General features: G+C 61.9%; 25 protein-coding genes. 16 read left to right on the forward strand and 9 right to left on the reverse strand.

The window, feature by feature from the left end; translation table 11 throughout:
* Window positions 1-20 precede the first annotated feature (20 nt).
* The gene (locus ACSQ3L_RS24295) at window positions 21-1013 is read right to left on the reverse strand and encodes a bifunctional helix-turn-helix transcriptional regulator/GNAT family N-acetyltransferase (RefSeq protein ID WP_436162211.1); all 993 of its coding nucleotides are present in this window, start codon (window positions 1011-1013) and stop codon (window positions 21-23) included.
* A gap of 165 nt (window positions 1014-1178) precedes the next feature.
* Between ACSQ3L_RS24295 and ACSQ3L_RS24300 the strand changes: the two genes are divergently transcribed.
* The 7 genes from ACSQ3L_RS24300 to ACSQ3L_RS24330 all read left to right on the forward strand — a co-directional run bounded on the left by ACSQ3L_RS24300 (window position 1179) and on the right by ACSQ3L_RS24330 (window position 8186).
* Window positions 1179-1463 (forward strand): acylphosphatase, encoded by a 285-nt coding sequence (locus tag ACSQ3L_RS24300; RefSeq protein ID WP_436162212.1) that lies wholly within the window; start codon window positions 1179-1181, stop codon window positions 1461-1463.
* Between the two features lie 71 nt (window positions 1464-1534).
* Entirely contained in the window at window positions 1535-2179 is a 645-nt protein-coding gene (locus ACSQ3L_RS24305; protein WP_436162213.1) for a TetR/AcrR family transcriptional regulator, read from the forward strand.
* A complete protein-coding gene (locus tag ACSQ3L_RS24310) occupies window positions 2148-3311 on the forward strand; it encodes an isovaleryl-CoA dehydrogenase (RefSeq protein WP_436162214.1) in 1164 nt (387 codons plus the stop codon). The genes ACSQ3L_RS24305 and ACSQ3L_RS24310 overlap by 32 nt, the downstream gene beginning before the upstream one ends.
* A gap of 1 nt (window position 3312) precedes the next feature.
* Entirely contained in the window at window positions 3313-4920 is a 1608-nt protein-coding gene (locus ACSQ3L_RS24315) for a carboxyl transferase domain-containing protein (RefSeq protein ID WP_436162215.1), read from the forward strand.
* Window position 4921: 1 nt separating this feature from the next.
* Window positions 4922-5449, forward strand: a complete 528-nt coding sequence (locus ACSQ3L_RS24320; RefSeq protein ID WP_436162216.1) for an O-acetyl-ADP-ribose deacetylase — start codon at window positions 4922-4924, stop codon at window positions 5447-5449.
* A 120-nt stretch (window positions 5450-5569) separates the two neighbouring features.
* Window positions 5570-5938 carry a hypothetical protein gene (locus tag ACSQ3L_RS24325; RefSeq protein WP_436162217.1) on the forward strand — a complete coding sequence of 123 codons (369 nt, stop codon included), beginning with the start codon at window positions 5570-5572 and terminating at the stop codon, window positions 5936-5938.
* Window positions 5939-6224: 286 nt separating this feature from the next.
* On the forward strand, window positions 6225-8186 hold the full coding sequence (locus ACSQ3L_RS24330; protein WP_436162218.1) for an acetyl/propionyl/methylcrotonyl-CoA carboxylase subunit alpha: 1962 nt from the start codon (window positions 6225-6227) through the stop codon (window positions 8184-8186).
* A 79-nt stretch (window positions 8187-8265) separates the two neighbouring features.
* Here the strand turns inward: ACSQ3L_RS24330 and ACSQ3L_RS24335 are convergent, their stop codons facing one another.
* The gene (locus tag ACSQ3L_RS24335) at window positions 8266-8478 is read right to left on the reverse strand and encodes a hypothetical protein (protein ID WP_436162219.1); all 213 of its coding nucleotides are present in this window, start codon (window positions 8476-8478) and stop codon (window positions 8266-8268) included.
* 76 nt (window positions 8479-8554) lie between these two features.
* Here ACSQ3L_RS24335 and ACSQ3L_RS24340 point away from each other — a divergent pair, with 76 nt between their 5' ends.
* A complete protein-coding gene (locus ACSQ3L_RS24340; RefSeq protein WP_436162220.1) occupies window positions 8555-8965 on the forward strand; it encodes a hypothetical protein in 411 nt (136 codons plus the stop codon).
* A 275-nt stretch (window positions 8966-9240) separates the two neighbouring features.
* Here ACSQ3L_RS24340 and ACSQ3L_RS24345 read toward each other — a convergent pair whose 3' ends face one another.
* Entirely contained in the window at window positions 9241-10362 is a 1122-nt protein-coding gene (locus ACSQ3L_RS24345; protein ID WP_109662624.1) for an ABC transporter substrate-binding protein, read from the reverse strand.
* A gap of 451 nt (window positions 10363-10813) precedes the next feature.
* On the reverse strand, window positions 10814-11080 hold the full coding sequence (locus ACSQ3L_RS24350) for a sel1 repeat family protein (RefSeq protein WP_010915070.1): 267 nt from the start codon (window positions 11078-11080) through the stop codon (window positions 10814-10816).
* A gap of 448 nt (window positions 11081-11528) precedes the next feature.
* On the opposite strand from ACSQ3L_RS24350, the gene ACSQ3L_RS24355 reads away from it, so the two are divergent.
* The 5 genes from ACSQ3L_RS24355 (at window position 11529) to ACSQ3L_RS24375 (ending at window position 15156) form a co-directional block, all read left to right on the forward strand.
* Complete coding sequence (locus ACSQ3L_RS24355; RefSeq protein WP_436162221.1) at window positions 11529-11870, forward strand: DUF2147 domain-containing protein; 342 nt, start codon at window positions 11529-11531, stop codon at window positions 11868-11870.
* Window positions 11871-12089: 219 nt separating this feature from the next.
* Window positions 12090-12248 carry a hypothetical protein gene (locus ACSQ3L_RS24360; protein WP_023812838.1) on the forward strand — a complete coding sequence of 53 codons (159 nt, stop codon included), beginning with the start codon at window positions 12090-12092 and terminating at the stop codon, window positions 12246-12248.
* A gap of 40 nt (window positions 12249-12288) precedes the next feature.
* Window positions 12289-12483 (forward strand): hypothetical protein, encoded by a 195-nt coding sequence (locus ACSQ3L_RS24365; RefSeq protein WP_436162222.1) that lies wholly within the window; start codon window positions 12289-12291, stop codon window positions 12481-12483.
* A 108-nt stretch (window positions 12484-12591) separates the two neighbouring features.
* Window positions 12592-14055, forward strand: coding sequence for an AMP nucleosidase (locus ACSQ3L_RS24370; RefSeq protein WP_436162223.1), 1464 nt, complete (start codon window positions 12592-12594; stop codon window positions 14053-14055).
* 63 nt (window positions 14056-14118) lie between these two features.
* Window positions 14119-15156 carry an endonuclease/exonuclease/phosphatase family protein gene (locus ACSQ3L_RS24375; RefSeq protein WP_436162224.1) on the forward strand — a complete coding sequence of 346 codons (1038 nt, stop codon included), beginning with the start codon at window positions 14119-14121 and terminating at the stop codon, window positions 15154-15156.
* A 4-nt stretch (window positions 15157-15160) separates the two neighbouring features.
* Here the strand turns inward: ACSQ3L_RS24375 and ACSQ3L_RS24380 are convergent, their stop codons facing one another.
* The 3 genes from ACSQ3L_RS24380 to ACSQ3L_RS24390 all read right to left on the reverse strand — a co-directional run bounded on the left by ACSQ3L_RS24380 (window position 15161) and on the right by ACSQ3L_RS24390 (window position 17790).
* On the reverse strand, window positions 15161-15760 hold the full coding sequence (locus tag ACSQ3L_RS24380; protein WP_436162225.1) for a DUF922 domain-containing protein: 600 nt from the start codon (window positions 15758-15760) through the stop codon (window positions 15161-15163).
* Window positions 15761-15900: 140 nt separating this feature from the next.
* A complete protein-coding gene (locus tag ACSQ3L_RS24385; protein ID WP_436162226.1) occupies window positions 15901-17580 on the reverse strand; it encodes an electron transfer flavoprotein-ubiquinone oxidoreductase in 1680 nt (559 codons plus the stop codon).
* 63 nt (window positions 17581-17643) lie between these two features.
* Complete coding sequence (locus ACSQ3L_RS24390) at window positions 17644-17790, reverse strand: hypothetical protein (RefSeq protein ID WP_436162227.1); 147 nt, start codon at window positions 17788-17790, stop codon at window positions 17644-17646.
* 10 nt (window positions 17791-17800) lie between these two features.
* Between ACSQ3L_RS24390 and ACSQ3L_RS24395 the strand changes: the two genes are divergently transcribed.
* The 3 genes from ACSQ3L_RS24395 to ACSQ3L_RS24405 all read left to right on the forward strand — a co-directional run bounded on the left by ACSQ3L_RS24395 (window position 17801) and on the right by ACSQ3L_RS24405 (window position 20475).
* Entirely contained in the window at window positions 17801-18445 is a 645-nt protein-coding gene (locus tag ACSQ3L_RS24395) for a hypothetical protein (RefSeq protein WP_436162228.1), read from the forward strand.
* A 49-nt stretch (window positions 18446-18494) separates the two neighbouring features.
* Window positions 18495-19370, forward strand: a complete 876-nt coding sequence (locus tag ACSQ3L_RS24400; RefSeq protein ID WP_436162229.1) for a uracil-DNA glycosylase — start codon at window positions 18495-18497, stop codon at window positions 19368-19370.
* Between the two features lie 292 nt (window positions 19371-19662).
* Window positions 19663-20475 carry a helix-turn-helix domain-containing protein gene (locus tag ACSQ3L_RS24405; protein WP_436162230.1) on the forward strand — a complete coding sequence of 271 codons (813 nt, stop codon included), beginning with the start codon at window positions 19663-19665 and terminating at the stop codon, window positions 20473-20475.
* Between the two features lie 396 nt (window positions 20476-20871).
* On the opposite strand, the gene ACSQ3L_RS24410 is transcribed toward ACSQ3L_RS24405, so the two are convergent.
* Both ACSQ3L_RS24410 and ACSQ3L_RS24415 read right to left on the reverse strand, forming a co-directional pair.
* Window positions 20872-21849: a DMT family transporter gene (locus ACSQ3L_RS24410; protein WP_436162231.1), complete on the reverse strand. Its 978-nt coding sequence runs from the start codon at window positions 21847-21849 to the stop codon at window positions 20872-20874.
* Window positions 21846-24152: a xanthine dehydrogenase family protein molybdopterin-binding subunit gene (locus ACSQ3L_RS24415; protein WP_436162232.1), complete on the reverse strand. Its 2307-nt coding sequence runs from the start codon at window positions 24150-24152 to the stop codon at window positions 21846-21848. The genes ACSQ3L_RS24410 and ACSQ3L_RS24415 overlap by 4 nt, the downstream gene beginning before the upstream one ends.
* Between the last annotated feature and the right edge of the window lie 80 nt (window positions 24153-24232).

Consider the following 24232-nt stretch of genomic DNA (forward strand, 5'->3'; position numbering starts at 1 on the left):
GGCGAGCAAACCAGCGGCACTTACAAATCCATCTCCCAGGTCTGGCCGGTCAAATCCTTGCCGAAACTGTGGTGGTGTTCCTGCGAGACCAGCCTGAAGCCGGCGCGCTCGTAGATTGCGCGCGCCGCGACGAGGATGTCGTTGGTCCACAGCACCAGCCTGGTATAGCCGCAAGCGCGGGCCTGGTTCACGCATTCCGCGACCAGGCGCTTGCCGATGCCGAGGCCGCGCGCCGACGCCTCGACATGCAGCATCCTAAGCTTGGCCACTTCGTCGTCCTGATGAACCAGGAACACCGCGCCGACCGGCTGATCGCCGCGCTCGGCGATCCAGCAGAAGTCGCGGCCGGGCACGAAATTGCGGATGAAATCGGCGCCGATCTCGGCAAGCATGGCCTCGAATTCGATCGTCCAGCCATATTCCTCGGCGTAGAGCTGGGCCTGCCGCTGCACGACCCAGCCAACGTCGCCGACGCGATGCGGCCGCAGCGCCACCTCGCAGTTCTCACGGGCGGGATCGCCCAGCAATTCCCCTGCCTTGCGCAAGGCGCTGCCCAGTTCCTGCAACCTGTCGTCGGGTACGCTTTCGATCAACCGCGCCGTGTCCCGATCGGCCGCAGCCTGGAGCCCTGAAAGGGCTGCCTCGCCTCTTGCCGTTAGCGACAGAATCCGCCGGCGCTTGTCGGCCGGATCGGTCCGGGTCTCGGTCAGGCCCTCGGCGGCGAATTTACGCAGAATTCGTGTCAGATAGGCTGCATCGACACGCAATTGCCTGGCGATGTCGGAAGCAATGGGACCCATCTCCAGATGAAAAGCCTTGGCGAGAAAACCCCGCTCCCCAGCAGTTTCAGAAGCCGCCGTACGATTAAGGTGGCCGAGTTCGAACAGCACACGGGCTTCGGTCAGGGTGAAGGCGCTTTGTGTCAGCGTCTCGTCGAGAAGACCAACGGTGCGCGTGTAGAAGCGATTGAAGCGCCTGATATCGGCCACCAATGCGTTTCGTTCGTCCAACATCTGCGTCCAACTCCCAATAGCCAGCACCATTTTCCAAAATTAATGGACTGAGTCAATTAATTTCAGAAGTCGGAAAGCCCAGCTAGTGCGTCCTGCGCGGCAATTCCCGGGTTGCATTCCTTGAGCCATGCGCCAGATTCCAATGAGACAGGCTTGGAGAGGTTCATGGCTGGTCTTCGCAGGGAAGTGCGGGCACGTGTCTACGGCAATGTGCAAGGCGTCGGCTTCAGAATCTGGGTTCGGGACGAGGCCACGAGCCTTGGTGTTGCGGGCTGGGTCCGCAATGAAGCGGATGGGTCTGTAACGGCCCAGATTGCAGGCCTCGATGAAGCGGTCTCGACAATGATCGAGCGCCTCTGGAATGGGCCGTCCGGGGCTTCGGTTTCCAGGGTCGACGTCAAGGAGCTGGCAGCCGGAGACACTTTCGTCGGGTTCAGGATTGTTGCATGAAAGCGAATCTGAGTCGGACACCTTGAATTAATTGAACGTTCGTTTTATTATTGTCCCGCGAAGGGGCTAATATGGCACGCACCACCGGATCCGATGGCGAAAAGACCGAGGCGGCCATCCGCGAGGCCGCGGTCAACCTCATCGCGCGCCTTGGCTACGAAGCGATGTCGATGCGCCAGCTGGCCGCTGAAGTCGGCGTCCAGGCAGCCGCGCTCTACCGCTATTTTCCGACCAAGGAAGAGCTTCTGTTCACGCTGATGCGCGAACATATGGAAGGTCTGACCGAAGCGTGGGAGGCAGCCGCGCCGATAAGTGCAGGCCCTGAGGAGCGGCTCTCGGCCTATGTCGAAAACCACATCGCGTTCCATATCGGGCGTCGGCATGCCACGCATGTATCGAACATGGAATTGCGCAGCCTGTCGCCCGAACGGCTGACGCAGATCCTGCGGATGCGCACAGCCTACGAAAAGGAGCTGCGCGCCATCCTGCGCGATGGCGCCGAGACGGGTGTGTTCAGCATCGACGACACCGGGCTCACAGCGATGGCGCTGATCCAGATGATGACCGGCGTTATCGTCTGGTTTCGGCCGGGCGAACGCCTGTCGATCGCCGAAGTCACGGCGACATATCTTTCAATGACAATGCGGCTCGTCGGCGCGAAGATCGACGGCAGGGAGGAACGACATGTACACGAACACGCTCAGCTTCGGGCATGATGAGGAGATCGAGGCGCTGCGCGACATGGTGCGGCGCTTCGCCCAGGACCGCATCGCGCCGATCGCCGCCGATATCGATCGCTCGAACGAATTTCCGGCGCATCTATGGGGCGAACTTGGTGCGCTTGGGCTGCTTGGGATTACCGCCGACCCCGATTTCGGCGGCAGCGGTATGGGCTATCTTGCGCATGTGATCGCGGTGGAGGAAATCTCCCGCGCCTCGGCTTCGGTGGGCCTCTCCTACGGCGCCCATTCCAATCTCTGTGTCAACCAGATCAACCGCTGGGCGACGAAGGCGCAGAAGGAGAAGTATCTCCCTGCTTTATGCTCGGGCGAGCGTGTCGGTGCGCTGGCGATGTCGGAATCCGGTGCCGGCTCCGACGTCGTCTCGCTCAAGCTGCGCGCCGAAAAACGCAATGACCGCTATGTGCTCAACGGTACCAAGATGTGGATCACCAACGGGCCGGATGCCGAGACGCTGGTCGTCTATGCCAAGACCGATCCGGAGCGGGAATCGCGTGGCATCACCGCTTTCATCGTCGAGAAGGCTTTTGCCGGGTTTTCCGTGGCGCAAAAGCTCGACAAGCTCGGCATGCGCGGATCCAACACCGGCGAACTGGTGTTCGAGGATGTCGAAGTCCCCTTCGACAATGTGCTGCACGAGGAAGGGCGAGGTGTCGAGGTGCTGATGTCGGGCCTCGACTATGAGCGCACCGTGCTCGCCGGTGGCCCGATCGGCCTGATGGCGGCCTGCCTCGACGTGGCGATCCCCTATGTGCATGAACGCAAGCAATTCGGCCAGGCGATCGGCGAGTTCCAGCTGGTGCAGGGCAAGCTGGCCGACATGTACACGACGCTGAACGCCGCGCGCGCCTACGTCTATGCCGTCGCCGCCGCCTGCGATCGCGACCAGACGACGCGCAAGGACGCCGCCGGCTGCGTGCTGTTTGCCGCCGAGAAGGCAACGCTGATGGCGCTTGACGCCATCCAGCTGCTTGGCGGCAATGGTTATATCAACGACTATCCGACCGGCCGCCTGCTGCGCGACGCAAAACTCTACGAGATCGGCGCCGGCACCAGCGAGATACGGCGCTGGCTGATCGGGCGCGAGATCATGGCGGAGGGGGTGTAGCATGGCCGTACTCCAAACCCAGATCTCGCCCTCCACCGAAACCTTTCGTGCCAATACCGAGCGCATGCGGGGGCTGGTCGCCGACATTGCGGAGAAGGCAGCCATGGTCGAGCGTGGCGGTTCGGAGGAAGCGCGTGAGCGCCACGTTTCCCGTGGCAAGCTCCTGCCGCGGGAGCGCCTCGCCCAGTTGCTCGACACCGGCTCGCCCTTCCTCGAGATCGGCCAGTTCGCCGCATGGTCGATGTATGGCGAGGAGATTTCGGCGGCCGGGATGATCGCCGGCATCGGCCGCGTCGAAGGTACCGAGGTGATGGTCGTCGTCAACGACGCCACGGTGAAGGGCGGCACCTATTATCCGCTGACCGTGAAGAAGCATTTGCGGGCGCAGGAGATCGCGCTGCAGAACAATCTGCCTTGCATCTACCTCGTTGACAGCGGCGGCGCCAATCTGCCCAACCAGGACGAGGTGTTTCCCGATCGCGAGCATTTCGGCCGCATCTTCTACAACCAGGCCAACATGTCGGCAGCCGGCATCCCGCAGATCGCCTGCGTCATGGGTTCCTGCACGGCGGGCGGCGCCTATGTGCCGGCGATGTCGGACGAGACGATCATGGTGCGCAACCAGGCGACCATCTTCCTCGGCGGCCCGCCACTGGTAAAAGCGGCCACCGGTGAGGACGTCAGTGCCGAGGATCTGGGCGGGGCGGATGTGCACACGCGGCTCTCCGGCGTCGCCGACCACTATGCGCTGGACGACGAGCATGCGCTGGCCATCTGCCGGCGCATCGTCAAAAACCTGAATCGGAACAAGACTGTAAGCCTGAACTTACAGAAGTCGATTCCGCCGCTTCATCCGGCGGATGAACTCTACGGCATCGTGCCGACAGACCTGCGCCAACCTTATGACGCGCGCGAGGTGATCGCCCGCATCGTCGACGGTTCCGAATTCGATGAGTTCAAGCAGAACTACGGCACCACGCTGATCACCGGCTTTGCCCATCTCCATGGCATGCCGGTCGGCATCATCGCCAACAACGGCGTGCTGTTTTCCGAGAGCGCGTTGAAGGGCGCGCACTTCATCGAGCTATGCTGCCAACGCAAGATCCCACTGGTCTTCCTGCAGAACATCACCGGTTTCATGGTCGGCAGAAAATACGAAGCCGGCGGCATCGCCAAGGACGGCGCCAAGCTGGTGATGGCGGTCGCCACCGCCAAGGTGCCGAAGGTGACGGTCATCATCGGCGGTTCGTTCGGCGCCGGCAATTACGGCATGTGCGGCCGCGCCTATTCACCGCGCTTCCTGTGGATGTGGCCGAATGCCCGCATCTCGGTGATGGGTGGCGAACAGGCGGCAACGGTGCTGGCCATGGTCAAGCGCGAGGGCATCGAGCGCAAGGGCGGCGAATGGAGCGCCGAAGAGGAGGCGAAATTCAAGAAGCCTATCCTGATGAAATACGAGCATGAGGGCCACCCGCTCTATTCGTCCGCACGCCTCTGGGACGACGGCATCATCGACCCTGCGAAGACGCGCGACGTGCTGGCGCTCAGCCTGTCCGCCGCGCTCAACGCCGAAATCGAGGAGACGCGCTTCGGCGTGTTCCGGATGTAACATGAACGATAGTCCGCGGATTCAGGTTCATATCGGCGACATCACTAAGCTGGCGGTCGATGCCATCGTCAACGCCGCCAACACCTCGCTTCTCGGTGGTGGCGGGGTCGACGGCGCCATCCACCGCGCGGCCGGCCGTGAGCTCGAGTTCGAATGTCGCATGTTGAATGGATGCAAGATCGGCGAAGCCAAGATCACCAAGGGTTATAAACTGCCGGCGCGACACATCATCCACACGGTCGGTCCGGTCTGGCAAGGTGGCGGCAAAGGCGAAGCCGAATTGCTGGCCTCCTGCTATACCAGTTCGCTCGAACTGGCCGCCGCCAATGACTGCCGCACGGTGGCGTTCCCGGCGATCTCGACCGGTATCTACCGCTACCCGAAAGATGAGGCGACGCGGATCGCTGTCAGCACGATTAGCGCGTTCATCAAAGAGAAAACAATGCCCGAAACCGTCATTTTCTGCTGCTTCGATGGCCAGATGGCAGAACTATACCAACGGGCCGTTGCTGCCTTGCGAGAAGGCTGAACTGAATGGGCCAATCGATTCCTCAGCATAGGCGGCTTCGAATCTCCACCAATAAACTGGCGACGAGGAAAAATATTCGCTACTGCTTGTCCCGCGCAATGCAATGGGGACAGGGTGGAAATGGAACTGAAATATTGCCGGGGGACGTCTGTCTCGATACTTGCAAGCTTACTAATATTCGCAACGACTGGTGCCAGTCAGGCGGAATCGCTCGCAGGAAGCAAGGGAGACGTGCGTTTTCCGCCGACGCTAGGTTCGGGCGAATGCAACGTTGCCTACAAGGGCTACGTCGCGGCGAGCGGTCATTCGGCCTACGCCACGACCTTTTATTCGCGCGTTGTCGACCTCTACATCATCTGCGGGACGAAGCTCAACGCGCCGTCCCAGAAGGCAGCGGAAGAAATGGCGCTGCGCAACTGCCAGGCCGGCTTGACGCGATGGAAACTCAAGACAGCGAGCGGCGGCTGCGCGATCTCGGCATCGAAATAGATACAACCGACCGCAAGGTAGAGCACTCCCTTGGTAAGGGAGAGGTCTACGCCGAAGGCTGGAATGGCTCGCGGGACAGTACCCCCCTCTGTCCTGCCGGACATCTCCCCCGAAAGGGGGGAGATCGACTGTCGCTATCGCTTTCGCCAAATTCCAACATTGAAAGTTCGCAGCGAGGGCGAAGCTGCCAATCTCCCCCCTTGCGGGGGAGATGGCCGGCAGGCCAGAGGGGGGTGTTCAAGCGCCCTGTTTCCCGCGAACTTCGAACCTTACTTGCGGAGGCTCCATGTTCGCCAAGATCCTGATCGCCAATCGCGGCGAGATCGCCTGCCGGGTGATCCGCACGGCGCGCAAGATGGGCGTGCGCACTGTCGCCGTCTATTCGGATGCCGACGCGAAATCCCTGCATGTCGAGATGGCCGACGAGGCGGTGCATATCGGCGCCTCGCCCGTCGGCGAAAGCTATCTGCGCGGCGACAAGATCATCGCGGCAGCCCTGGCGACGGGTGCTGAAGCCATTCATCCCGGCTACGGCTTCCTGTCGGAAAATCCCGACTTCGTCGACCAGGTGGTGGCGGCGGGGCTCATTTTCATCGGGCCGTCGGCGGCCTCGATCCGTGCCATGGGGCTGAAGGACGCCGCCAAGCGGCTGATGGAAAAAGCCGGCGTGCCGGTCGTGCCGGGTTATCATGGCGAGGCGCAGGAGATCGTGCTGCTGGCGTCCAAGGCACGCGAGATCGGCTATCCCGTGCTGATCAAGGCGCGTGCTGGCGGCGGCGGCAAAGGCATGCGCCGGGTCGAACATCCCGACGAATTTTCCGAGGCGCTGTCCAGCGCGCGGCGCGAGGCGAAAGCCGCTTTCGGCGACGACCGCGTGCTTGTCGAAAAATATGTCGACAAGCCACGGCACATCGAGGTGCAGGTGTTCGGCGATATCTTCGGCAATGCGGTGCATCTCTACGAGCGCGACTGCTCGGCACAACGCCGCCACCAGAAGGTGATCGAGGAAGCGCCCGCGCCGGGCATGACGCCGGCGCTGCGCAAGGCGATGACGGAGTCAGCGGTAAAGGCTGCCAAGGCGATCAACTATTCGGGCGCCGGCACCATCGAGTTCATTGTCGATGCCTCGCAAGGCCTGAAGGCCGACCGCTTCTGGTTCATGGAGATGAACACCCGCTTGCAGGTCGAACATCCGGTCACCGAAATGGTCACCGGCACCGATCTGGTCGAGTGGCAGTTGCGGGTGGCCAGCGGCGAAAAGCTGCCGAAGACGCAAAGCGAGATCGCGCTCGCCGGCCATGCCTTCGAGGCGCGCATCTATGCCGAGGATGCGGCAAAGGGGTTCCTGCCGGCGACGGGCACGCTGCATCATCTGAAATTTCCGGGCGCGGGCGCCGAAGGCGCTACCATGCGCATCGAGACCGGCGTGCGAGCCGGTGACGCGATCTCGCCCTATTACGATCCGATGATCGCCAAGCTAGTCGTCCACGCCAAGGACAGGCAGGCGGCTCTGGAAGCGCTTGGCACGGCGCTGTCGCGAACCGAGATCGCCGGCTCGACCGTCAACACCGCTTTTCTTGCCGCCCTTGCCGCTGATCCGGATTTTGCCGCAGGGGACGTCGACACCAGCCTGATCGCCAGGCACCAGGAGGCTTTGACCGAGGTCGCGCCGCCGAGTGGCGAAACCGTGGCGGCAGCCGCCCTTGCGGCTTCCGGTGCCGGAGTATTGCCGCCATCCGACGATCCGTGGTCGTCGCTGGCCGGCTATGCGCATTTCCACAGCGTGGCGCGACGTACATGGCTGAAGTTCGGCGAGGACGATATCGCGGCGAAGGTTTCGGTGCGGCCGGATGGGCGGTTCCAGGTGGCGCTCGACAAACCTTATGAAAACACCAATTCGCATGATTTTCGCGCCGCGCCGCGCCTCGCCCGCTGGCCAGGCCACATCACCGTCTTCGAAGGCGCCGTTGGCTATACTTTCGTGGTGTCGGATCCGTTGGCACGTGCCGATGAGGCGGCGGCAGGCGCCGGCAGCCTGCGCGCGCCGATGCCCGGACTGGTCAAGCTGGTGCGCGTGGCAAAAGGCGATGCGGTGATCAAGGGCCAGCCGCTGCTGATCCTCGAGGCGATGAAGATGGAACACAGCATCGCCGCGCCACATGACGGTGTGATCGCGGAGATCGCCACCGAGGGTGCACAGGTCACCGACGGAACGGTGCTGGTGCGGTTCGCGGACGAGGCTGTCTAGAGCGATATCTTTGATTGAACCCGTTTAATTTTGGGTTTGAAGATGCTATCTGCATGATCATGAGCAAGTCACCTAATACTCAGCTGAGTTCGAAAAAGTCGGGATCTTGGGAGATCGTGACGACGTCCCCCGCCGGAAGGATTGTTGAAACAACAGTATCTTCGGTAACGAAGCCGTCTGTCAGGCCGAAGGTAGCTAAGCCAACGATCCTCAAGAAGGCAGCATCGGCCAAGGCAAAGGCGGCGCCAGCAAAGGCGGCGGCAGCCCACACGTTGGCCCAGAAACCAATCACAAAGCCAGGTAGGATATCCGACCGAAAAGCTTTGGACGTCGTTACTCACTATATAAGCAAATACGCTCGCTAACCTATGGGCGCGCGTGATGTTTTCATCAATTGCCCTTTTGATGTCGCCTTTGCACCAAGCTTCCACGCTCTAGTATTTGGTGTCTTGGCATGCGGATTCCGTGCGAGATGTGCTCGCGAGATGGATGATGGGGCTGAAACGCGCATAGATAAGCTCTACAGGATTGTGGAAGAAAGCCGCTATGGTGTCCATGACCTATCACGCACCGAACTGGATCCGATAAACAATCTGCCTCGCTTCAACATGCCGCTGGAACTTGGATTGTTTCTTGGCGCCAAGCGATATGGCGATGATGAGCAGAAGAAAAAGCGATGCTTGATACTAGATGTGGCTCAGTACCGATATCAACAGTTCATTTCGGACCTTGCTGGGATGGATATTACCGCACACCAAGGTGTTCCTAGGACCATGTAACGCGGGTGCGCGATTGGCTCGCGACAGTTTCGCGACGCAAATCGATTCCATCACCCAACTTGGCTCTGGACAGCTATGATAGATTCCTTGCGGCTTTGCCCGATCTTATGGCGCAAGCAGGTATCGATGACCAAAACATTTTGTTTGCGGACTACGAAAGACTAGTTTTGGCCTGGATCCAAGCCGATCACGGTCGCGCAATACCAGCATAAATGGTTCAATGGCCGGGACGAGCCCGGCCATTTCTCTATGTTATGCAGTCGCCAGGTCGGCGATTACTGAGCGATCGGCGCGTATTTGCCGTCGTGCCACTGGTTGATGTCGTAGCTGGCATTCTTGAGGTCGCCCTTTTCGTCGAAGGTGACATCACCGACAACGGTGCTGATCGGCGTGCCGTTCTTCAACGCTTCGGCCACCTTGGCCGGATCGTCGCTGCCGGCGCGCTTAATGCCTTCAGCGAAAGCCTGGATGGTGGCGTAGGAGAACAGCGTGAAGCCTTCCGGCACGAAACCACCGGCCTTGATCTTCTCGACGGCTGCCTTGGCTTCGGGCTTTGCCTGGGGATCCGACGGGAAGACGAACATGGTGCCTTCGCCGGCCGGGCCGGCAACCTGCCAGAATTCCGGCGATGCGATGGAGTCCGGCATGATAAGCTGGAACTTCAGGTTCTGTTCCGCAGACTGACGCAGGATCAGGCCGGCTTCAGGATGGTAGCCGCCGAAATAGACGACGTCTGCCTTCAGATCCTTCAACTTGGTGACGAGAGCCGAATAGTCCTTCTCGCCAGCGTTGATGCCGTCATAATAGACCTCCTTGAGGCCGCCGGCATTCATGGTTGCCCTGACGGCGTCGGCCACGCCCTGCCCGTAGGCGCTCTTGTCATGCAGGACGACGACATTCTTGCCGGCGAACTTCTTGGCGATCCACGGGCCGATGAAGGCGCCCTGCGCATCGTCACGCGTATAAAGGCGCATGATCGTCGGCCAGCCGGCCTTGGCCGCCGCGTCGGTCAGCACCGGGTTTGACGAGGCCGGGCTCATCATCAAGGCGCCGGCTTCGGCATAGACGGCCGAGGCCGGAATGCTGGAGCCGGAGCAAGCATGGCCGTCGATGAACTTGACGCCGTCGGCGACGACGCGATTGGCAACCGACACGGCCTGCTTGGGATCGCACTGGTCGTCTTCGATATCGAGCTTGATCATCGACCCGTTGACGCCGCCAGCGGCGTTGATCGCGTCGGCAGCGGCCTGTGCGCCCTGCTTGAACTGATCGCCGATAGTGGCGAGCTGTCCGGTCATCGGGCCGATCACCGCAAAGGTGATGTCGTCGGCGAATGCGACCGGCGTGCTCATCATCAGGCCGAAAATAGCCGCGTTCAAAATACTCAATTTTTTCATGATGGTAGAACTCCTCCACTCACGCGCGGCCGCCCCGGCCGCGCTTCTTCCAGAGAGGCGGGACAATTTCACCCTTCATTGGGCCTGTCTAGGCGCATTGGCGGCGCTCGATTGGGCCTGCAAGGCGTCATCCACGCAAAAAAGCCACGCCAGCCTGTTCCGGCCGGTCGTGGCTTTTTTGTCCGTCGAGCAATCTCCAGGCGCCCCGCAGCCAAGAATCCCGCTCGCCTTCCCCGTATGGTGCACGACTGGACCCTGCGGCCTGCCGCGTTCTCTTTCTTCAGAGCATGATCTCTGGACAAACGGTCTCCGTTTGTTCGAGAAAACCGGATCACGCTCCAGGTCGTCGACTGTCTTGCGCGGCCTTCAATTCCACCGGGTCTGGCCGTCTGTGCGGTCTTGATCCCGGAGCTTCCCTGTCTTCGACATGCCTTCCTGCGATTGGCGGATCTCAGTGCATGGTCATCCATTCGCGGGCTTCGCGCAGCGCTTTGGCAATCTCGACCTTCGACATGGCCGCCGACAGTTCCGAGCGCAGTTCCGCGGCGCGGGCCGAGCCCTTGATCGCGGCGATATTGAACCATTTGTGGGCGGCAACGACATCGGTCTCGCAATCGCGGCCAGTCGCATACATCATGCCCAGTTCGAAAAGAATGTCGGCCTGGGCAGTTGCTCCCATGGCGCCGAAACCTGCTTCAAGCATTTCAAAACGTGCCATTTCAGTCCCCTGTTTGTGGCCCCTGTCAGGCTCCCGAGAGCTGCCTTCTTTCGTCCTTGCCGGCTGCTCTTCCGATGCTTTCGAGAATGCCGTGCAGGCTTGAATCCGTCGTTAAATGGCGTGCTTAATTTGAGGAAAACAAAGCTAAAACAAGAGGTAAACGCGAAAATTCGTTAAGGATACAAAGTCAGCAATTCAGCCTGCTTGCATCAAATTTGACAAAAATTTCAAACGAGGAAAGCAAGACTCTGCTAACCACGGAAACCAAAGGCAACATGCCGATCGTTTCATTTCCTCATCGGCGAGGTGCATTCGGGCACCTTCAAAATCCCAAAGTCTTCCGCTACGGCACCGCTTTTGTTTTTCTGGGAGCTGGATTAGCTTACGTTTGCGTAAGCGGCAGACCGGCGAGGCGGAGCATCCGGCCGGACATCCAAGGGAGGAAAGCATGTTTCGAAAAGTGAGCCTGGCCCTGGCGGCCACGTTGATCATGGCGGGTGCGGCATGGGCCGACCCGATCGAAGGCAATTGGAAGACTCAGGCCGGCGACACCGCGGCCATCGCTGGCGGTGGTTCGTTTTCCATCACGCTCAAGTCCGGCAAATATGCCGGCAAGACCATCGGCTCGCTCAAGGCGGCAGGCGACAACAAATATGCCGGCAACATCACCGATCCGGCAAACGACAAGACCTATTCGGGCAAGGCGACATTGTCGGGCACCTCGCTCAAGATGAGCGGCTGCGTGCTGGGCGGACTGATTTGCAAGAGCCAGACCTGGCACAAGCTCTGATCGACCGTATCCTTCTGACCTGAAGACGGGACCCCGACGGGTCCCGTTTTCCGTTTGTCGAGGCGCCCGCGCCTCCTTGGCCTCACGCAGCGCCTGCCGAAACCAGCGCCGCCGCGCCCAAATCCCGTCAACTATTTTGAACCGCAGATGAACGCCGGCATCAGAGCCGGTTCAGTTGCATCAGGGCATTCTCCGGCGTGTTGACGGAGACATGACCCAATGCTCGCTCGCCGCTTTACCATCGTCTGCCTGCTGGTGAGCCTGTTTGGAATGTTCTTCGCCATCCTCGTCGCCGAAGCGGGCCGTCCGGCCCGCGCCTGGGACGAGGCCAGTTCCAGAACCTGCCGCCTCGCCTGCCCCACCCATCTTCGCAACTGAACAAAGAAACCAAGACCTCGAAAAGAAAAGCTGAAAGACCATGAACCGCATCGCCGCCAACGCTCTCAAGACCCTTCGGCTTCTGCCGCGGGCGGCTCTTATCCTGACGGTTCTGGCCGCGCCGGTTCTGGCCGTGCCGATGATGCGCACTGGCGCCGGTTCAACGATCGACGCACCGGCTTTGAAGAAGTCCGGCGTCGGCTTTGTGCTCCTGGTCAGCTTGCAGCGCGGATAAAAGAAAAGGACGGTCTTCGGTCGCGACACCCCTCCCAAGTGCCGATCCAAGTCTCTATATTGAGCCATGGAAAAGCGAATCTACCCACAAGCCATCGAATCTGTCGTCATGCCGGAGCCTTTTGGCCGGAAGAGCTTCGATAGCGCCGAAAAGGCCGTCGCGGCACTGCAGACGCTTTACGATCGCAACACCAGGTTCCTGCGCGACTCCTTTGCGGCACTGGCGGCAGCGGGCGGCGACAATGGCAAGCGCTACCGGGCCTTCTACCCGGAGATCGGCGTCACCACCACGTCGTTCACTCAGATCGACTCGCGCCAAGCCTATGGCCATATGCCGACGCCGGGGCATTTTTCCACCACAATCACCCAGCCGGATCTTTTCGAAAGCTATCTTGTCGAGCAGTTGCGCCTGATCATGCGCAATCATGGGGTTGCGGTCACCGTCTCGGAATCGACCACCCCCATCCCACTGCATTTCGCCTTTCTCGAAGGCACTCATGTCGACGGCGCGGCGGCCGAGCGCATCAAGCGGCCGATCCGCGACCTGTTCGACGTGCCGGATCTCGACGGCACCGACGACCAGATCGCCAACGGCACCTTCGAAGTTGCCTTCGGCGAACCCAGGCCGTTGGCGCCCTTCACGGCACAGCGCATCGACTATTCGCTGCATCGCCTGTCGCACTATACGGCGACCACGCCGCAGCATTTCCAGAATTTCGTGCTGTTCACCAACTACCAGTTCTACATCGACGAGTTCGTCGCCCGCGCCCGCGACCTGATGGCCAATGGCGGCGGCGAATACACCGAGTTCGTCGAGCCGGGCAATGTCATCACCAGGGTCGGGCAAAGCGCGCCGAGTGAAGGCGTCGCGCCGCCGCGGCTGCCGCAGATGCCTGCCTATCACCTGAAGAAGCCCGGGCATGGCGGCATCACCATGGTCAACATTGGCGTTGGGCCTTCCAACGCCAAGACCATAACCGACCACATCGCGGTATTGAGGCCACATGCCTGGGTCATGCTCGGCCACTGCGCCGGACTGCGCAATACCCAGGCGCTGGGCGACTATGTGCTGGCGCATGCCTATGTCCGCGAGGACCACGTGCTGGACGACGATCTCCCGGTCTGGGTGCCGATCCCGCCGCTGGCCGAAATCCAGGTGGCGTTGCAGGAGGCCGTCGCCGAAGTCACCGGTCTGTCCGGCTACGACTTGAAGCGCATCATGCGCACGGGCACCGTCGCCACCATCGACAATCGCAACTGGGAACTGCGCGACCAGCGCGGCCCGGTACAGCGTCTGTCGCAGTCACGCGCCATCGCGCTCGACATGGAATCGGCGACCATCGCCGCCAATGGCTTCCGCTTCCGCGTGCCCTACGGCACGCTGCTGTGCGTTTCGGACAAACCTTTGCATGGCGAGCTGAAACTGCCCGGTATGGCGACCGAATTCTACAAACGCCAAGTGGCGCAGCACCTGACAATCGGCATCAGGGCGATGGAGAAGCTTGCGGAAATGCCGATGGAGCGACTGCATTCGCGTAAGCTCAGGAGTTTTTCGGAGACGGCGTTCCAGTAGGCCGGTTCCACGCATCATTTCGTCATCTTGATTGGGCCGCATTTCTGCCGATAAGCAGGCGACATGGAGAGAGCGAGCTTCGGGACATTGCTGATTTCGGTAGCATTCCTGGCAATGCTCGCCTGTTCGGTTGCGCTGGTGGCCGGGTTTTTCGGAACGCTGCATCCGGCCTTCGATTCCTTCTCGCATTTCCGCGTCCACCTTGCCGTGCTGATGGCGCTTTGCGCGCTGCCGCTGCTGGCCACGACATTTCGCCTGCAAGCGGTTGTGGCACTGCTTTTTGCCGTGGCGGCCTTTGCCACCACGCTGTCATTCTCCCGCCTGTGGCCGGTTCAGGCCGCCTATGAAGCCAGGAACGAAGATCGCGCGGTCTACAAGCTGCTGCAGATGAACCTGCGCTACGACAATCCGACGCCGAAGAAGGTGCTGTCGCTGATCGGCCGGACCAATCCCGACGTGATCACCCTCGATGAGGTGTCGGCGATGTGGGCGACCGAGCTTGGCTATATCTCCAGCGCATATCCTTACCGGATCCTGTGCCCTTATCCCAATGGCATATTCGGCGTCGCGCTGCTGTCGCGGCGGCCGTTCGCCGCAGGATCAGAGGCACGGTGCGAGCGGCGGGGCGCGATGGCGGTCGCCACCGTCGACTTCGGCGGCATCGACGTCGATGTCGCCGCGATCCATCTCAGTTGGCCCTGGCCACGTGAGCAGTACTGGCAGATCGGCGAGTTGGCGCCGACCCTCTCTTCACTTGGCGAGACGGCGATCATGGCGGGCGACTGCAATGCCGTGCCATGGAGTGCGGCCGTGCGCCGCGTCGCCTCGCTCGGCAGGCTGACCGTCATGCCGTCCGCCGGCCCGACCTGGATCCGCATCAAGCTGCCGGATTTCCTGCGGCGCTTCGCCGGGCTGCCGATCGACCAGGTTTTCAGCAAGGGCGGCGTGACCATCCATTCCGCGACACGGCTGGAAGACACCGGCTCGGATCACCTACCGGTCATAGTGGAGTTCTCGCTCAGGCTGGAACGACAGAAGCCGGTCGACGAGCATGAAACCGCGACCGCAGCGATGGCCCAGACCGGCAGGACGCCAGGCTAAAAGATCAAGGCTTGATCAAAGCGGCGACGAGATGCTCGACGCGACCGCCGTCGCGATGCTCGCGAGCGTCGAAAGCGAGCTGTTTCGCCTCATATGCGGCATAGGTGGCCTTGATACGCCGCTGTGCCTCGCGGCGTGTCTTGTAGCAAGACCGGTCGTCGGCAATCCTGAGACCGGAGATCGATCTTTCGGTGGCGCGCATCATCTCCCTGGCGATGCGGCCATGGGTTTCCTCATGCCTGCGGACGCCGGCGAAGAACCGCGTCCAGCGTTTCTGGAGCGCCGGCGTGGCGGTCGAACCGACACGCGGAAACGTATAGAAGAGATTGAGCGTGCCGTTGGCGCGCCGCATGCGGCAGACGCCATTGTCCTGGCCGGCGTCAAGGTCCCAATCCACTGTGTAGCCGGTTAGCGCGATGGCGTGCGTCATGAAGCCGTGCTTCGGCCCCTTGCGGTCCATCGCCTGCATCAGCGCCAGGCCTGTGGTCCCGGTGATGTCATAGGTCCGCGTCATGACCAGCACCCTTGTGCCGGCCGAGGCCGCCGGAGCGGAACCGCACACCGCGCCGATCGCCACAAGGCATGCCAGAACCGCCACGCGCATTGGCCATCTCCGTATCCTCAGGGGAATGGAACCATAAAGGCGCGGCAGTTTCAACAGTTCTAATATTCACATGTCCCGGCAGATCCGGCCTTCGTCGGAATTTTGCTTGCGGCGGCCGAGACGGCCCGTCGGCGCGTGGCTTACATACCTTGGTAGACGGGGCCTTCGCCGCCTTGCGGCGGCACCCAGTTGATGTTCTGGTTCGGATCCTTGATGTCGCAGGTCTTGCAGTGCACGCAGTTCTGCGCGTTAATGACGAAGCGCACGTCCTTGGCGGAGGGGTCGGCGGCGGCGTTGCCGTCCTTGTCGACCCATTCATAGACGCCGGCCGGACAGTAGCGCGTCGATGGTCCGGCGAAGACATCGTGTTCGGAACGCTTCTGCAACTCCATGTCGCCGACAAGCAGGTGGACCGGCTCGTTTTCCTCGTGGTTGGTGTTGGACAGGAACACCGAGGACAGCCGGTCGAAAGTCAGTATGCCATCGGGCTTCGGATAGGCGATCTTCTTGTGCTGGGCGGCAGGCTCGAGCGTTGCGTAGTCGGCCTTGCCATGCTTCAGCGTGCCGAAAGGCGAGACACCGAACAGCGTGTTCAGCCACATGTCGAGGCCGCCGAGGCCGACACCGACGATGGTGCCGAAGCGCGACCACAGCGGCTTGACGTTGCGAACCTTCTTCAGGTCCTTGCCGATATCGGTCGCCCGCCAGGCCGCCTCGTAGGAGGAAAGCTCGTCATTGGCGCGCCCAGCACCGATCGCCTCGGCGACATGCTCGGCCGCCAGCATGCCGGACAGCACGGCGTTGTGCGAACCCTTGATGCGCGGCACGTTGACGAAGCCGGCCGCACAGCCCATCAGCGCCCCACCGGGGAATGACAGTTTCGGCACCGACTGCCAGCCGCCTTCGGTGATGGCGCGTGCGCCGTAGCCCAGTCGCTTGGCGCCCTCGAAGGTGCCGCGGATCGCCGGATGGGTCTTGAAGCGCTGGAACTCGTCGAACGGCGACAGCCAGGGGTTCTTGTAGTTGAGGTGGAGGACGAAACCGACCGCCACCTGGTTGTCCTCGAGATGGTAGAGGAAGGAGCCGCCGCCGGTCTTCATGTCGAGCGGCCAGCCGAAGGAATGCTGGACCAGGCCCGGCCGGTGGTTCTCCGGCTTGACCTGCCAGAGTTCCTTGAGGCCGATGCCGTATTTGCCGGGCTCGCGGCCATCGGAAAGCTTGTATCTGGCGATCAGCTGCTTGGCGAGCGAGCCGCGCGCGCCCTCGCCGATCAGCACATATTTGCCCATCAGCGCCATGCCCGGCGCGAAGCCCGGGCCGTGCGTGCCGTCCTTCTCGATGCCCATGTCGCCGGTGACGACGCCGGTAACGGCGCCTTCCTCATTGTAGAGTAGGTCGGCCGCGGCAAAGCCCGGATAGATCTCGACGCCGAGCGCTTCGGCCTTGGTCGCCAGCCAGCGGCAGACATTGCCGAGCGAGACGATGTAATTGCCATGATTGTTCATCAGCGGCGGCATCAGCATGTTGGGCAGGCGGAACGAGCCGGCGGGGCCAAGGACGAGGAAGTGGTCCGCGGTGACCGGCGTCTTGAAAGGATGGTCATCCTCGTCGCGCCAGCCCGGCAAGAGCCGGTCGATGCCGATCGGATCGACGACGGCGCCGGAGAGGATATGGGCGCCGACCTCGCCGCCCTTTTCCAGGACGACGACCGAGAGTTCGGGATTGACCTGCTTGAGGCGGATGGCGGCAGCGAGGCCGGCCGGTCCGGCGCCGACGACAACCACGTCGAATTCCATGCTTTCGCGTTCGATGTCGCTCATCAACCCCTCCGCACTGGCTTATCCCATTCGGGTATCTTGCTGGCTCCTGCGCTGCATAGCGCATCAATTGGCGACAGGAAACCGGCGCATACGTGACAATGCGGTTTTGGCCAAAAAGTCGCGCATTGCGAGGCTCTGCGAGTGTTTTTCGCTTAGCATGGTCCGCAGCGTTTGCGTTTTTAATTGTTCGACGGCTTGCTTATCGGCCATACTTCACGCCATGCGCATTCCTGGGCCAGCCGGCTTTTCATCGACGCGCTTTTTATCGACGCCCGGCCGGGTCCGCCGGGCGCTCCTTTTGGCCCTTCTGGTACTGGCACCGGGTTACGCTGCCGCGGACGAAGTCAAAGTCTGGGCAGCGGGCGCCTACTCCTTCTCCGACGAGCTTGGCGGCTTCCACATCACCGGCGCTTCGGGCACGGGAACGCGGGACGACCCGCTGGTCATCACCGAGGAGCTGAATGCGTCAACGCCGGTGACGCTAACAATCCGCACGACCAAGCCGATCCAGGCTTTCGGCAAGGCCAGCGAATTCGCCAATGGCATCATGTATATGCGCATCGACGTGCTCAACAACAGCGGCCAGGCCTGGGTCGAGTTCCAGTTCGAGCTGCAGGAAATCCTGAACCGGCCAAGCGTGTTCGGTGACGGACTTTCGTTCGACCAGCGCAACAAGACGCCCGACAACATCTGGTCGAGCAATTTCACCGATTTCGATCGCGATTTCGAACCCTATGACCGGCTGCTGTTCCGGAATGGCAAGGTCGACCCGCTGAAAACCGCCAGGTTCGAATTCCTGATGACTGATTACACCCCGCGCTGGACCTTTTACCTGGTGCAGGATCCCCGCATACCGACGGGGTAGAGCAGCGGCCAGCCTTGCAAATTGCCGTCATGCGGACGAATGTGCCGACATGACTGCCGCTTCCCCAAACAACAGACCTGATATCGCCGACCTGCTGGCGTTTTATGCCAGCGTGGGCGTCGACGAGGCGCTTGAAGAGCAGCCGGTGAACCGGTTCGCCGAGGTTACGCCAAAGCCAATGGAGCGCGCACCGACTGCTGCGCCTTCGGGCGACACCGCCGCACCGCAGCGTTCGACGAACATGTCTCGCCCCGAAGCAGGTGGCAGACCAAATGCGCCGCCGACTGCGCGCGCAACATCGGCCACCGTTCCCGACGAGGCGCAAGCGGCGCTGGCTCGCCAATTGGCGACGACAGCAACGACCCTCGACGAGCTTCGCCAGCATATGGCGGCGTTCGACGGCTGCAATCTCAAGACCACCGCCAAGAGCCTGGTGTTCGCCGACGGCAACCCGGAAGCCGCCGTCATGCTGGTCGGCGAGGCGCCAGGCCGCGACGAGGACATCGAGGGCCTGCCCTTCGTCGGCCGCTCGGGCCGGCTGCTCGACCGCATGCTGGCCGCGATCGGGCTCGACCGCACATCTGTCTATATTGCCAATGTCATTCCGTGGAGGCCGCCGGGCAATCGCACGCCGACGCCGCACGAAACCGAGATCTGCCGGCCGTTCATCGAGCGGCAGATCGAGCTGGTCAATCCGAAGGTGCTGATCAATCTCGGCGGCCCGTCGGCCAAGACCTTGCTCAATACGAGCGAAGGCATCCTGCGGCTGCGCGGCAACTGGCGCGTCCACACCGCGGCATCTGGCATCGCCATCCCGGCCATGCCGACGCTGCATCCGGCCTATCTCCTGCGGACGCCGTCGCACAAGAAGCTGGCGTGGCGGGATTTTCTTGAAGTGAAGGCTAAGCTGCGGGAAGTTGGCTGAGGGATTAGCGATTAGCCAATCTCCCCCCTCGTGGGGGAGATGTCCGGCAAGACAGAGGGGGGCGCGAAGGATCGCCAGCCTTTGTTTTACCTTGTGCCCCACACGAATGAGGATGCCGGGATGCTGATCGAGAGGTCGGCGGGACAGCGCCCCTCTCTGCCCTGCTGGGCATCTCCCCCACGAGGGGGGAGATTGGCTGTCATCTCCGCTTTCGCTAATGTCCAACGCAGATGCAGTACCGATAACCTCCCAGGTAATTGAAATGCGCCTCCCTCCGCCTAACCATGGCCCCATGACGACATCCCAAACCTCCGCCGGCAGCCTCATTCGCGAATGGCGCACGCGCCGCCGCATGTCGCAGCTCGACCTCGCCATGGAGGCCGAGATCTCGCAGCGGCATCTGAGCTTCGTCGAAAGCGGGCGCGCCGCGCCCTCGCGCGACATGGTGCTGCATCTGGCCGAGCAGCTTTCGATCCCGCTCAGGCAGCGCAACCAATTGCTGATGGCGGCAGGCTTTGCGCCGAGCTTCAGCGAACGCTCGCTGACCGACACCACGATGGCGCCGGCGATGGCGGCGGTGGAGATTGTGCTTAAGGGACACGAACCGTTCCCTGCACTCGCTGTCGACCGGCATTGGAACCTGGTTTCGGCCAATGCCGCCATCGCTCCCTTCCTTGCCGACGTCAGCGAGGCTTCACTGCTGGCGCCGCCGGTCAACGTGCTGCGCCTCAGCCTGCATCCCGGCGGCATCGCCCCGCGCATCGTCAACCTCCAGGAATGGCGGACGCATCTGCTCGAGCGCCTGAAGCACCAGAATGACGCCAGCGGCGACCCGGTGCTGGTCGAGCTCGAACGTGAGCTGAAGACTTATCCGGCCGGCTTGAAAGGCAGCCGGCCGGCGCCGGTCGAGCCGAATGCCATCGTGCACCCGCTCAGGCTGGCGCATGGCGATCAGGTGCTGTCATTCATCAGCACCATCACCGTGTTCGGTACGCCGCTCGAAGTGACCCTGTCGGAACTGGCGATCGAATCGTTTTTCCCCGCCGATGAACAGACGAGGACGGAGCTGGTGCGATTGGCGAAGGAACGCGCCGAACGCTCCTGATTGGTGCTTCAAATCCGGCGCACTCGGTTCAACCGGAGACTCCACACACAGTGAAGGCAACTCCAAGCCGCTGAGCCGCGAGCAGCATCAGAGCGAATATCAACGCCAACGCCAAGCACGTCAGAAGTCCGAAAATCCCGTATTTGAATGTTCGTCCTTCGGTCGTCGCATTTCCCTCCACAGGAAAGTGCCGTGGCCGATCCTCCAGAAATCAGAATCTTCTTCATCCCAGGGCTGTCTGAAGATTACCACAGCTATTGATACCCAAGCCGTAGCAAACGACGCGAGGACGAATCCTACGAACAGATACGCTCCGGATAGAGCGAGAATGCAGATCAAATGGTTACCCCAACCTGTTCTGTCGTTGCTCTCATCGTATACCAATAATCATGCCGGTCACCCCTGCGGCGTGGCCGCCTTCCGCGTGCGGGTGCGCTCCAGGCCAAGCTGACGTTCGCGCCAGATGATGAAGATCCCTGCGGCAACGACGATCAGGCCGCCGACGAGCATGTTCAGCGTGGCGACGTCGCCAAAGACGAGATAGCCAACGACGACGCCGAGGATCATCGAGGTGTATTCGAACGGCGCTACGACCGAGGCCTCGGCATGGCGATAGGCCGCCGTCATCAGGATCTGGCCGAGGCCACCACAGAAGCCGGCCGCAACCAGGAGAGCCGCCTGGAGCGGTGTCAGCGCCTGCCAGCCGAACGGCAGCGACAGCAGCGACATGGCGCTCGCCGTCACCGAAAACCACAACACGATGGTCGCGGTGCGCTCGCTTTGCACGAGATTGCGCACCAAAAGCATGGCGACGGCCGAGATCGCCGCCGCGACAAGGGCGGCGATGACGCCAAGCACTTCCTGGTCGTCGAGCGCTTCGTCGGAACTCAGCAGCGTCAGTTCCGGCCAGGAAATGATCAGCACGCCGACCAGCCCGACCGCGACCGCGCTCCAGCGATAGACGCGGATGGCTTCGCCGAGAAAGATCGAGGAAAACACCACGACCAGTAGCGGCTGTGCGTAGTTCAGCGTGATCGCTTCCGGCAGCGGCAGCCGCGTCAGCGCGAAAAAGCCAAGCCCCATGGCGCCGACGCCGACTAGGCCGCGGGCGATATGGTTGAGCGGACGCTTGGTGGTGAAGGCAGTGCCGAGTTCTTTCCTGAAGGCAAGGAAGGCGATGATCGGGAAGATCGCGAAGAAGGAGCGGAAGAAGACGATCTCGCCCGCCGGAACGGTGCCTGCCGACTTGATGCAGGTCTGCATGCCGACAAAGACCGCTACCGAGATGATCTTGAGCGTAATGCCGGTGAGCGTGCCGTGCCCATCGGCATGATCGCTGGCTGTGGCCGAAGGGTTGCCGGGGCCTGCTGTCACGCTCCCGACACTTCCCGGATCGTGGCCCAGATGCGCGCCGGCGTTGCTGGCATGTCAATGTGCCTGACGCCGTAGGCGCGCCAGAGCGCGTCGGTCACCGCATTGAGTGCCGCCGGCGTCGAGCCGATGGTGCCGGCCTCGCCTGCGCCCTTGATGCCGAGCGCATTGGTGGTCGAAGGCACGTTGCGGGTCTCGAAATGGAAGAACGGGAAATTGTCGGCGCGCGGCATGGCGTAATCCATGAAGCTCGCCGTCAGAAGCTGTCCGTCCTCGCCATAGATAGTGTCCTCGGTCAGCGCCTGGCCAATGCCTTGCACGACGCCGCCATGCACCTGGCCGGCGAGCAGGATCGGGTTCACGGTGACACCGAAATCGTCGACGATGGTGTAGCGGACGATATCGGTCGCGCCGGTTTCGGGATCGATCTCGACCTCGCAGATGTGAGTGCCGTTGGGATAGGTGCACTCGTCCTGCACGAACTCGCCAAAGCCCTTGATATCTTCGGGCGTCTTGGCGGCCTTGGCGATGGTGGAGAAATCAATCGAGCGATCGGTGCCGACGATGCGGGCAACGCCATCAGACAGCTCGATGTCGGCAGCCGAGGCTTCAAGCTCGTCGGCTGCGATGCGCTTGATCTTGTTGGCCAGATCCTCGCTCGCGCGGGAAGCTGACACACCCCCCAGCGGAATGGAACGCGAGCCGCCGGTGCCGCCGCCGGCCTTCAGCTCGTCGGTATCGCCCTGGCGAACATGGATCTTGTCGATGTCTAGATTGAGCTTTTCCGACAGGAACTGCGCATAGGCGGTGGCGTGCCCCTGCCCGTTGGTCTGGGTGCCGATCTTCAGCGTCACCGTGCCGTCGCCGTTGAGTTCGACAAAGGCTGGTTCGGAGCCGGGAAAGGCACAGGCCTCGATATAGGTCGCCATGCCGAGGCCGCGGATCTTTCCGTCGGCTTTCGCCTGCGCCAGCCGCTCCGGAAACGCTTTCCATTCGGATTGCTCAATGGCGCGCTCCATATGGCCTTCGAATTCACCGGTGTCGTAGAGGCGGCCAGTTTGCGTCCGGTAGGGAAACTGCTCAGGCCGGATGAAGTTGCGGCGGCGGATCTCCTCGACAGGCAGGCCGAGATCGTGGGCGCAGGCATCGACAAGCTTTTCCAGCAGGAACGCTGCTTCCGGCCGGCCGGCACCACGATAGGCGTCGACCGGGCAGGTGTTGGTGTAGAGGCCGGTGACCGAGACATCGAGCGCCTGGATATCATAGACGCCGGTCGACATGGTGACGCCGATATAGGGGATAAACGGGCCGTATTGCGAGATATAGGCGCCGATGTTGGCGAGCAGGTTCACCTTCATGCCGAGAAAGCGGCCATCCTTGTCCAGCGCCATCTCGGCCGTCACGAAATTGTCGCGGCCTTGCGCGTCGGTCAGGAAGTGTTCCGTGCGATCGCCGGCCCACTTCACCGGACGGCCAAGCCGCTTTGCCGCCTCCAGCACCAGCGGATATTCGCGGTAGACGAAGCTCTTCGGCCCGAAACCGCCGCCGACGTCCGGCGTGATAACGCGCAGCCGGTCCTTCTTGACCTTGAACACGCCGGCCAGGATGTACTGCATGGAATGCACGCCCTGCGACCCCGTGGTCAGCACGAAGCGCTTCTCCTCAGCGTTCCACTCGCCGATCGCCGAGCGCGGCTCCATGTAGTTGCAGACCAGCCGGTTGTTGACGAATTCGATGCGGGTGACATGGGCGGCCTTGGCGAAAGCCGCCTTGGTCTTTTTCTTGTCGCCCATGTGGTAGGTGAAGGCGCGGTTGGAACCAAGCTCCGGCCAGACCAGCGGCGTGCCTTCGGCCAATGCTGTTGCCGTCCCGGAGGCCGCATCTTCGCTGTCATAGTCGACGTCGATGAGTTCAGCGGCATCCTGCGCCAAGGCACGGCTGTCGGCGACGACGAAGGCGACGGCATCGCCGACATGGTTGACCCGGTCGCGGCACAGGATCGGGATGTCACGCGTCGGCGCCTTGGTGCCGTCCGGCTGTTCTTGCATGACGCCGGACTTGAGATCGCCGAGATGGGCCAAGTCCCTGCCGGTCAGCACCAGATGGACGCCTGGTGCTGCCTTCGCCGCCTCGGTCGAGCCGATGGTGAAGCTGGCCTTGGCGACAGGCGAGCGCAGGACGTAGCCATGCAAGACGCCAGTTGGCTGGATGTCGTCGGTATAGCGGCCCTGCCCCTGGATGAAGGCGGCATCCTCGCGCCGCAGTACTGATGCGCCCATGCCGAATTTCGGTGTGACGACGGTCATGGATGCCTCGTGATGATGACGGGAGAAGGAATGCCTGAAATAGGCATTGCCTCAGTTTTGTCGAGGGGCCGTTTCGTGTA

The organism is Mesorhizobium sp. LjRoot246 (genome assembly GCF_964254115.1).
Classification (GTDB): domain Bacteria; phylum Pseudomonadota; class Alphaproteobacteria; order Rhizobiales; family Rhizobiaceae; genus Mesorhizobium.

Excerpts from the sequence above, each read along its gene's own strand:
- ACSQ3L_RS24325 (WP_436162217.1), top strand. The coding sequence starts at position 5,570 with ATGGAACTGAAATATTGCCGGGGGACGTCTGTCTCGATACTTGCAAGC.
- ACSQ3L_RS24315 (WP_436162215.1), top strand. The coding sequence starts at position 3,313 with ATGGCCGTACTCCAAACCCAGATCTCGCCCTCCACCGAAACCTTTCGT.
- ACSQ3L_RS24310 (WP_436162214.1), top strand. The coding sequence starts at position 2,148 with ATGTACACGAACACGCTCAGCTTCGGGCATGATGAGGAGATCGAGGCG.
- ACSQ3L_RS24355 (WP_436162221.1), top strand. The coding sequence starts at position 11,529 with ATGTTTCGAAAAGTGAGCCTGGCCCTGGCGGCCACGTTGATCATGGCG.
- ACSQ3L_RS24320 (WP_436162216.1), top strand. The coding sequence starts at position 4,922 with ATGAACGATAGTCCGCGGATTCAGGTTCATATCGGCGACATCACTAAG.
- ACSQ3L_RS24415 (WP_436162232.1), bottom strand. The coding sequence starts at position 24,152 with ATGACCGTCGTCACACCGAAATTCGGCATGGGCGCATCAGTACTGCGG.
- ACSQ3L_RS24380 (WP_436162225.1), bottom strand. The coding sequence starts at position 15,760 with ATGCGCGTGGCGGTTCTGGCATGCCTTGTGGCGATCGGCGCGGTGTGC.
- ACSQ3L_RS24375 (WP_436162224.1), top strand. The coding sequence starts at position 14,119 with ATGGAGAGAGCGAGCTTCGGGACATTGCTGATTTCGGTAGCATTCCTG.
- ACSQ3L_RS24390 (WP_436162227.1), bottom strand. The coding sequence starts at position 17,790 with ATGGCCGATAAGCAAGCCGTCGAACAATTAAAAACGCAAACGCTGCGG.
- ACSQ3L_RS24330 (WP_436162218.1), top strand. The coding sequence starts at position 6,225 with ATGTTCGCCAAGATCCTGATCGCCAATCGCGGCGAGATCGCCTGCCGG.
- ACSQ3L_RS24365 (WP_436162222.1), top strand. The coding sequence starts at position 12,289 with ATGAACCGCATCGCCGCCAACGCTCTCAAGACCCTTCGGCTTCTGCCG.
- ACSQ3L_RS24350 (WP_010915070.1), bottom strand. The coding sequence starts at position 11,080 with ATGGCACGTTTTGAAATGCTTGAAGCAGGTTTCGGCGCCATGGGAGCA.
- ACSQ3L_RS24300 (WP_436162212.1), top strand. The coding sequence starts at position 1,179 with ATGGCTGGTCTTCGCAGGGAAGTGCGGGCACGTGTCTACGGCAATGTG.
- ACSQ3L_RS24400 (WP_436162229.1), top strand. The coding sequence starts at position 18,495 with ATGACTGCCGCTTCCCCAAACAACAGACCTGATATCGCCGACCTGCTG.
- ACSQ3L_RS24345 (WP_109662624.1), bottom strand. The coding sequence starts at position 10,362 with ATGAAAAAATTGAGTATTTTGAACGCGGCTATTTTCGGCCTGATGATG.
- ACSQ3L_RS24385 (WP_436162226.1), bottom strand. The coding sequence starts at position 17,580 with ATGAGCGACATCGAACGCGAAAGCATGGAATTCGACGTGGTTGTCGTC.
- ACSQ3L_RS24370 (WP_436162223.1), top strand. The coding sequence starts at position 12,592 with ATGCCGGAGCCTTTTGGCCGGAAGAGCTTCGATAGCGCCGAAAAGGCC.
- ACSQ3L_RS24360 (WP_023812838.1), top strand. The coding sequence starts at position 12,090 with ATGCTCGCTCGCCGCTTTACCATCGTCTGCCTGCTGGTGAGCCTGTTT.
- ACSQ3L_RS24295 (WP_436162211.1), bottom strand. The coding sequence starts at position 1,013 with ATGTTGGACGAACGAAACGCATTGGTGGCCGATATCAGGCGCTTCAAT.
- ACSQ3L_RS24395 (WP_436162228.1), top strand. The coding sequence starts at position 17,801 with ATGCGCATTCCTGGGCCAGCCGGCTTTTCATCGACGCGCTTTTTATCG.
- ACSQ3L_RS24405 (WP_436162230.1), top strand. The coding sequence starts at position 19,663 with ATGACGACATCCCAAACCTCCGCCGGCAGCCTCATTCGCGAATGGCGC.
- ACSQ3L_RS24340 (WP_436162220.1), top strand. The coding sequence starts at position 8,555 with ATGGGCGCGCGTGATGTTTTCATCAATTGCCCTTTTGATGTCGCCTTT.
- ACSQ3L_RS24305 (WP_436162213.1), top strand. The coding sequence starts at position 1,535 with ATGGCACGCACCACCGGATCCGATGGCGAAAAGACCGAGGCGGCCATC.